The 7,470-nt window shown below is 71.1% G+C and carries 6 protein-coding genes and 3 pseudogenes; 1 reads left to right on the plus strand and 8 read right to left on the minus strand.

The annotated features are described in order from the left end of the window. From DRB89_RS42490 to DRB89_RS45805, 3 genes and pseudogenes are all read right to left on the minus strand, one after another. Positions 1-727 (minus strand): annotated as a pseudogene (locus DRB89_RS42490) (AraC family transcriptional regulator); the annotation flags it as partial. Between the two features lie 82 nt (positions 728-809). Then, positions 810-1,253, minus strand: coding sequence for a transglycosylase SLT domain-containing protein (locus DRB89_RS46500; protein ID WP_112453089.1), 444 nt, complete (start codon positions 1,251-1,253; stop codon positions 810-812). A 246-nt stretch (positions 1,254-1,499) separates the two neighbouring features. Further along, a pseudogene (locus tag DRB89_RS45805) lies at positions 1,500-2,732 on the minus strand (RNA-guided endonuclease TnpB family protein); the annotation flags it as partial. A gap of 180 nt (positions 2,733-2,912) precedes the next feature. Here DRB89_RS45805 and DRB89_RS42510 point away from each other — a divergent pair. Then, positions 2,913-3,803, plus strand: a complete 891-nt coding sequence (locus tag DRB89_RS42510; protein ID WP_112463829.1) for a PKD domain-containing protein — start codon at positions 2,913-2,915, stop codon at positions 3,801-3,803. Here the strand turns inward: DRB89_RS42510 and DRB89_RS45810 are convergent. The 5 genes and pseudogenes from DRB89_RS45810 to DRB89_RS42535 all read right to left on the minus strand — a co-directional run. Then, positions 3,743-4,237, minus strand: a pseudogene (locus DRB89_RS45810) (NYN domain-containing protein); the annotation flags it as partial. The gene DRB89_RS42510 and the pseudogene DRB89_RS45810 overlap by 61 nt on opposite strands. Before the next feature lie 5 nt (positions 4,238-4,242). Then, positions 4,243-4,908, minus strand: a complete 666-nt coding sequence (locus DRB89_RS42520) for an extracellular solute-binding protein (RefSeq protein ID WP_239516711.1) — start codon at positions 4,906-4,908, stop codon at positions 4,243-4,245. A gap of 709 nt (positions 4,909-5,617) precedes the next feature. Next, positions 5,618-6,325 carry a hypothetical protein gene (locus DRB89_RS42525; protein ID WP_239516712.1) on the minus strand — a complete coding sequence of 236 codons (708 nt, stop codon included), beginning with the start codon at positions 6,323-6,325 and terminating at the stop codon, positions 5,618-5,620. Next, positions 6,241-6,843, minus strand: coding sequence for an HNH endonuclease family protein (locus DRB89_RS42530; RefSeq protein WP_239516713.1), 603 nt, complete (start codon positions 6,841-6,843; stop codon positions 6,241-6,243). Before DRB89_RS42530 ends, DRB89_RS42525 begins: the two co-directional genes overlap by 85 nt. Before the next feature lie 60 nt (positions 6,844-6,903). Further along, positions 6,904-7,470: hypothetical protein (locus DRB89_RS42535; protein WP_204358189.1), on the minus strand; the 567-nt coding region annotated here is incomplete at its 5' end.

Here is a 7,470-nt window from a genome sequence, read left to right on the forward strand (position 1 = left end):
AAAAAAAAAAAACTACATTCAACAGATAAGTTGCTGACTTCTTCCTGTTCTGTAATAAACCTGCATATGTATACGTGAGGTACGCCATCGGAGGCCGGCCGACGAGGGCCGCGAAGCGGCGGGCCAGGGTGGGGCGGGAGACGCCCGCCTCCGCGGCCAGGCGGTCGTTGGTCCACGGGGCGGCCGGATCCGAGTGCAGCGCCCGCAGGGCGGCGGCCACCACCGGGTCGCCGAGGACCGCCGGCCAGGCTCCGGCCGCCCCCTCGTCCATCCAGGAGCGGATCATGTAGACGAGAAGGAGGTCGAGCAGACTGGGGACGGCCATGCACGAGCCGGGCCGTTGCGCACCCAGCTCACGGCCCAGCAGGTCGATGGCGGAGCGGAGTTCGGGGTGGCTGCCCACCCGGTTCGGCAGGTGGACGACCTTCGGCAGTTCCGCCAGGAGCGGGTGCACGCGGCTGCGGTCGAGCCGGTACTTGCCGCACAGCAGCTCCACCTCGCCGACGCCCTCGCCGGTCCGGGGAGGGTGCGGGCGGCCCCTCCCGTCGAGCCAGCGCTCGAACGGCACGGCCCGCTCCACGGCCACCGCGTCGGCGGGAGCGTCGGCGAGCACGTGCCCCGTGCCGTGCGGCAGCAGCACCGCGTCACCCGGGCCGAGCGAGACCGGGGCTCCGTCGTCGGGCAAAAGCCAGCAGCCGCCCTCCAGTACGACGTGGAAGCCCGCACCCGTCCCTTATACACCTCTGACCCTGCCGACGACCTACCCCGTCTAAGTCTCGGTCGGCGGCGTCCGCATCACCGCTGGTGGCTTAGTACCAGTGGTGGGTCTGCCAGAAGCTCCAGGCGCCGGTGGGGCTGCCGTAGCGGGAGTTCATGTAGTCCAGGCCCCACTTGATCTGGGTGGCGGGGTTGGTCTTCCAGTCCGAGCCGGCGGAGGCCATCTTCGAGGCCGGGAGGGCCTGGACGAGGCCGTAGGCGCCGGAGGAGGCGTTCGTGGCGGTGTGGTTCCAGCCGCTTTCGCGGGAAACGATGTTGTTGAACGCCGCGAACTGGGCCGGGTCCTTGATCATCTGCTGGGCGATCGCCTTGGCGTTCATCGGGGCGGCCTGCGCGGGGACCGCGGCAAGCATGGAACCGGCGACGCCCAGGGCGAGGACGGTGCCCGCGAGGGTCTTCTTGGAAGCGGCGATGCGGCGGATGACGGCGTTGGACACGGATTGACCTTCCGAAGGGGACAGGGGCGGTCGCGGCATGCCTGGGGCATGCGTGAGCCACTCACGCGGAGGAGAGGGGTTCGTCGGCGGGATCAGGAGACCGGGGGTGAACCCGGGGGATCTGCGTCCGCCCTGCGACTCATCCAGTTCTACGGGGGTTCGAGGCCGCTGGCAACGACCGCTCTTACTAGTGGTCCTCGCAGCCGGGGCGGAACGGCCCCCCGCCGGCCGGGCGGGTATCGGTGCAGGTCGGGGCTGGTGTGTGGGGGTGGATATGGGACCTTGGCCGCATGCCTGGCAGTGGAATGTGTCTTGCGTGGGGCGGTTCTCCTTCGCGGTGTGCCCGCATTCGGGGCACTCGCGGGAGGTGTTGCGGGGATCCACGGCGATGATTCTCCGGCCGGCGCTTTCAGCCTTGCTGGTGAGGATCGCGAGGAACACCCCCCAACCCGCGTCGTGGATCGAACGGTTCAGTCCGGCCTTCGCGGCGGCCCCGTTGGGCAGAAAGCTGCCCGCCTCGTCGGGGTCGGGCTTCGGCTTGGGGGCCCGCACCATGTTGGCGATGCTCAGCTTCTCGTGGGCTATCGCGTCGTGGACGCGGACGAGCCGGAGTGCGGCCTTGTGGGCGTGGTCGAGGCGCTGGCGCCGGACTTTGCCGTGCAGGGCTGCGACCTTCGCCACGGCGGCGCGGTGCTTCTTCGTCCGCTTGTCGCGGCGGACGCGGGGGAAGACCGCAACCCTCCGCTGGGCCTCGGCCAGAGCTTCGGCGTTGGCCCGGCCGTGGCGCGGGTTGGGGACGAACTCACCGTTGGAGTCGGCCAGGAAGTTGGCGATCCCGACGTCGATCCCGACGACGGAGCCCGTCGCGGGCAGCGGCTCGGGCCGGGGCTGCACGGCGGTCAGCACCACGTACCAGCGCTTGCCCTCGCGCTTGACCGACACGGTCTTGACCTTGCCGACCACCGACCGGTGCCGGTGGACCACGGGGGCGGGTGCGGCGGCCGCCGGAGCAGCCTCCTCCTCCACCGAGACCCCGAAGTCCGTCGCGATGCCGGCGAGGCCGTTCGAGTAGCCCTGGCCGACCGCGCGGACCTTCCACACGCCGCCGCGCTGGTAGACCTCGACGACCACCAGTGCGGTCTCCGCGCCGAGCTGCGGCGGGGTGAAGCTGGCGATCACCGCTCCGCTGGCGGCGTCACGCACGGTGGCGGTGGGCTCGATGCCCTGGAAGGTCTGACCCGCCGCGTCCGGACTGGCGGTGATCACGATCCGCTCGATGCCGGGCGGCACCGAGCCGGTGTCCACCGTGATCGAGTCCGGCGCCGTACCGCCGCCGGAGCGGTAGTTGACGCCGGGACCGGTCGGCTGGTTGAAGAAGATGAAATCGGCGTCGGAGCGCACCTTGCCGTCGCCGGCGAGGAGGAGCCCGGACACGTCGAGCCGCACCGGGGCAGCCACGTCAACCGTCACCCGGACGGTGTTGAGCGGCAGGTTGGAACCAGGGGTCATAGCGGTCATGCCGGGAGAACGACCGAGGCGGCTTTGCCGTTCCCTTGCCTTGGCGGGAGATTTCGGGCCGGGGCCGAACGGGGTACGGGCTCGATCCTGTCCCTTATACACATTTCCGCGCCCACGTGACAGGCCGAAATCTCGTTTGCCGTCTTTGTCGACACCGCGGGCACCACGGCGCCGTGGCCGGTGACGAGCGCGGACGTGGACTTCGGTGACGGCACCACCGCGCACAGCACCGACGGCCGCTTCTCCTCCTACGCCTACAAGCAGCCGGGCGAGTACAAGGTGACGCTGACGCTCCAGGACTCCAAGGGCGCCAAGTCCACGGCGACCCGGACCGTGAAGGTCGACTACGCCGCCTCGGGCTACATGGCCACCGAGCCGTTCCGCCTGCTCGACACCCGCACCACCAACACGCCGCTCCAGGGCGGTTACGCCAGGATCGTGAACCTGCCGAACACCACCAGCAGCGTCCCGGATCACGTGCTCTCCGGGGGCATGGCCTCGGTGGTCCTCAACGTGACCGTCACCGGTTCCACCGAGGACACCCACCTGAGCGTCTGGCCCTCGGGCCAGCCCCGCCCGGCGACCTCGAACGTCAACGTCCGCGCGGGCGGCACCTCGTCCAACACCGTCACCGTGCCGGTTGGTGCTGACGGCAAGATCCTGGCGCAGCTGAACTCGGGCTGGGCGTCGCTGATCGTGGACTTCGTCGGCTTCTACCAGCCCAACATCGGCGAGCGGTTCTCCCCGATCACCCCGGCCCGCGTCGCTGACACCCGCACCGCGGGCGGCCCGCTGGGCGGCGGCCAGACCCGCACGGTCAAGGTCGCTCCGGTGCCTACTCGGCTGCCGGGGCGGCCGTCCCGGCCGCCCCGGCCGCCCCGGCAGCCGAGTAGGCACCGGAACCCCGTAGGCTGCTCCCTCGTGAGTACGGGCACAGCACAGGCTGACACGGGCACGGCAGCGGCCGCGGGGACCGCGGGGACCTGCGCGGGAGCCCCTCCGGAGGCGGCCACGTGTTCGGCGGCCGCCCGTACGTCGATCTCGCGCCAGAATCCGGCCCGGATGGCGTAGCGGTCGTGCTCGTCGATCTGGTCGTCCTTGTGGGCGAGGAGCCCGAACCGGGCGGCGTAGCGCAGCAGCTCTCCGTCGATCCGGTGCGGGATCCGCGGGTACATGGTGGCGAGCTTCTGCAGGTGCACGGTCTCCGGGAGCCGTTCCATCCAGCGCCGGGCGAAGACCTGGCCGACCTCGAAGGGGTCGCCGCCGACGGTGGTGATGTCCTCCTCGCGGTCCGCCCAGCGCTGCTCGGCGGAGGTGAGCTGGGCGAGGGTGGGCAGCGAGGCGGTCTCGGCGGGCTCGCCGAGCGGCCCCGCGCGGTCGATCCAGCCCTTGTCGGAGGACCAGCGCAGGGCGCTGCCGGCCGGGGCGGACCCGAGGCCCGAGACCGCCGCGGGGGCGGCGCCGGGGGCGCGCAGGGCGCCGGCGAGGTCCTTCGGGGTGGGGACGGCCGCTACTGGTCGATCTTGTCGTCGACCAGCTTCTTGACGTTGTCCCAGGCCTTCGCCGGGTCGGTGCCGCGCTGCTCGATGTCGAGGATGCCGTTGTCGGTGAGGAAGGTCTTCACCTGGCCGTCCCAGCGGCTGATCGGGGCGGGGGTGATGCCGGCCGCGGCCTCCGAGTAGATCTTGCCGATCGGGGTGTCACCGAAGTACGGCAGCTTGGCGTCCTGCACGGTCGCGGAGGTGAGCGTGTCCTTGGTGGAGGGGATGTTGCCGTTCACCCCGAAGACCTTGGCGTGCTGCGCCGGCGCGGTGAGCCACGCGGCCAGCTCGGCCGCCTCCTTGGTGTGCTTGCCCGACTTGGGGACCGCGAGGAACGAGCCGCCCCAGTTGCCGGCCACGGGCGGTGCGGCGATGTCCCACTTCCCCTGGTTGTCCGGGCCCGCCTGGTCCTTGATGATGCCCGTCATCCAGCTGGGGCAGGCCACCGTGGCGAACCTCGCGTTCTTGAAGGCCGCGTTCCAGGTGCCCTTCTCGTCGAACTGCCGCAGCTTGCCCGTCAGTTCGCCCTTCGCCGCCGCCACGGCGGTGTCCCACGCCTTCTTCACGCCCGGGCTGTTCTCGTAGTCCAGCTCGCCCTTGGTGTTCGCGTACTGCACGGGCTGGCTGGAGATCACGGGGCAGGCGGCTGGTGCGACGCGAAGCGACGCTGTCCGGCCGCAGCGCAGGACAGCCCGCCGCGCGCGCCCCGACGCTGCCGGGCAGCCCGGCTTGCCATGGGCGTGCCGACTCCTGCACCAGACGGCCCCGACCCGCAGACGGCCGCCCACCGAAGCCAGGACCAGGCTCCGCCTCCGAGGGAGGGCCGCACCGCGCCGGGCAGCGGCCGCCGGGCGGGGCGGCGGTGCCGGGCTGCGCCTCCAAGGCAGAGCTGCACTGGTCGGGCGACGGCCGCCGGGCTGCGCCGCTGTGCCGGGCTGAGCTGCGCCTCCGATACGGGGCTGCACTGTGCCGGGCTGCACTGTGCCACCGGGCTGCGCTGCGGTGTCGGGCTGCGCTTCCGAGGCGGGGCTGCGCTGTGCCGGGCTGACGGGGGGCCTGCCCGTCACCGCTCTCGCGCTGCGGGAGCCGCTGCAGGTTGCTGCCCTTCCTGGGCACTGGCCCGTGCCGCACGTGCCGGGCACTCCCAGGCCTGGCGCGCCGGGCCGGGCCTGGGAGTGCCGGCAGCGTGCCGACTGGTGGGTTGGTGCCCGGGTGTGCCCCCGGTTTGGCGTCGGATCCGGGCCCGGATCCGCGTCCCGGGGCCGTCCTCAGGTGGGGGCGGGTCAGTGCTCCGGGGGAGGGGGGCCTGAGGGGCCGGCGCGGGGAGCGCAGGGAGCGGAGGGGTCACTGGGCGTTGCCTTCCATCGCGGAGTCGAGTTCCTCGGTGCGGCAGCCCGAGTCGGACGCCAGTACGGCCCACTCGCCCTCGGGCCACAGGTGGCGGTAGGCCGGATCGTCGTGGCAGCCGCACTCCTCGCCGGTGCAGCGGCAGGCCGGGTTGACGCACAGCACGGCCCGGCGGTCGGGGAAGGCGCGCAGGGACACGGAGTCGCACCACGGGCAGCGGCCGGACACCCGCACCACCTGCTCGGTGTCCCCGAGCGCGCGGGCGCAGCGGCGCGCCATGCGCCGCAGCTCGTCCCGCACGTGCCGGGCGAGGTCCGGATGGGCCGCGATCTCGTCCAGCAGGGCCGCGAGCCGGCGCAGCCGTACGGGCACCAGGGCGCGGCGGGGCCGCAGGATCCCGAGCCGGGCGCACACGGCCTCCTCCAGCTCGACCACCCCGTCGGTGATGTCGCGGATGGCGTCGGAGACGTACAGGCGCAGGGGCGCGGCGCTGTGACCGGGGGCGGACAGGCCGTGGCGCTGCTGGACGGCCAGCGCCTCGCGCCGCTCCTCGCGTACGAGCGCGTCGTCGCGCGGGGTGCGGGGGGAGGGGAGGCCGGCCGTGGAGGTGGGCGGGTGGGTCAGCAGGCGTTGAGGATGTTGAGCAGGGCCGTCTTCTCCGTCGAGTCCATGCTCAGGTTCCAGTACTGCTTCACGTCGACCCACAGGCGCGCGTACGTACAGCGGTAGGCCGTGCGCGGGGGAAGCCACTTGCCGGGGTCGAGGTCGCCCTTGGCCTGGTTGACGTTGTCGGTGACCGCTATGAGCTGGGGGCGGGTGAGGTCGTTGGCGAACTGCTGGCGCTTGCTGGTGGTCCAGGAGTTGGCGCCGGAGCGCCATGCCTCGGCAAGCGGGACGACGTGGTCGATGTCGACGTCGGAGGCGGCGGTCCAGGTGGCGCCGTCGTACTCGGAGTACCAGTTGCCGCTGACGGCCGCGCAGGCGGAGTCCTGGACGACGCCCGAGCCGTCGCGCTTGAGGACGGTCTCGCGGGTGTTGCAGGTGCCGGAGACGGTGCTCCAGTGGGGGAAGAGGTCGCGGCTGTACCCGCTGGTGGACCCCTCGGTCTTCGGGGTGACCGTGGCGAGGTAGGAGCGGGCGGCCGCGGCGCTGATGGGCCGGCTCTTGGTGTGCGGGTCCGTCGGGGACTTCCTGCGGCGGGAGTCAGTGGGTGCCCGGACCAAGGTCAGGCTGGGCGGACGGGACGGGCGCGCGGAACGTGCAGCAGTCTGACGCCAACACCCCTAATCCGGTATCTGAACGGTTTCGGCACGAAAACGCAGAGCCATGATGGTCCTAGCCGATAACGCACGTAATTCCTGATTGTGAAAAATCAGGTGCGCTCGATGCGGCTTGGTTTCCTCGTCCCAATGCTGCAGATCCTCCAGTCGAAACTGATGCTTGCCTTGGTAGGTCGCCGCGAGGTCAGCCGCCAAACCACAGGCAGCCTCTCCTGGCGTGGCTATGGCCCAACCGATGATGTCAGCCAGCTGTTCGGCTGGTGATCGCGGTGTAACGCCCTGGGCGGCGTTGCAGGCAAATTCGTTGTAGAGCTGAGCGCCCAGCTCGGGATCATCCGCAGGGTTTCCCGGGCACAACCGCGGCTCCCAGGGAAGCACATAGGTCGATTGACCGAGAACGTCTTGCCGGACGTAGTCCGACGGTTTGGCTAAACGCTGCATGAGCTTTGCTCCCAGGCGAAAATCGCATGGTAGCGCAGTAGGGGCAGCTGAAAGCTGATTCCAGAGCGGCCTTAGCCGCTCTGATAAACCGCCGGTGAAGACGGCGTAAACAGCTGGACAGACGCCACC

The organism is Streptomyces sp. ICC4 (assembly GCF_003287915.1).
Taxonomy (GTDB): domain Bacteria; phylum Actinomycetota; class Actinomycetes; order Streptomycetales; family Streptomycetaceae; genus Streptomyces; species Streptomyces tritrimontium.

What these genes read in the sequence shown, in the direction of transcription:
- DRB89_RS46500 (WP_112453089.1), bottom strand. Translation starts at nt 1,253, where the DNA reads ATGCCGCGACCGCCCCTGTCCCCTTCGGAAGGTCAATCCGTGTCCAAC.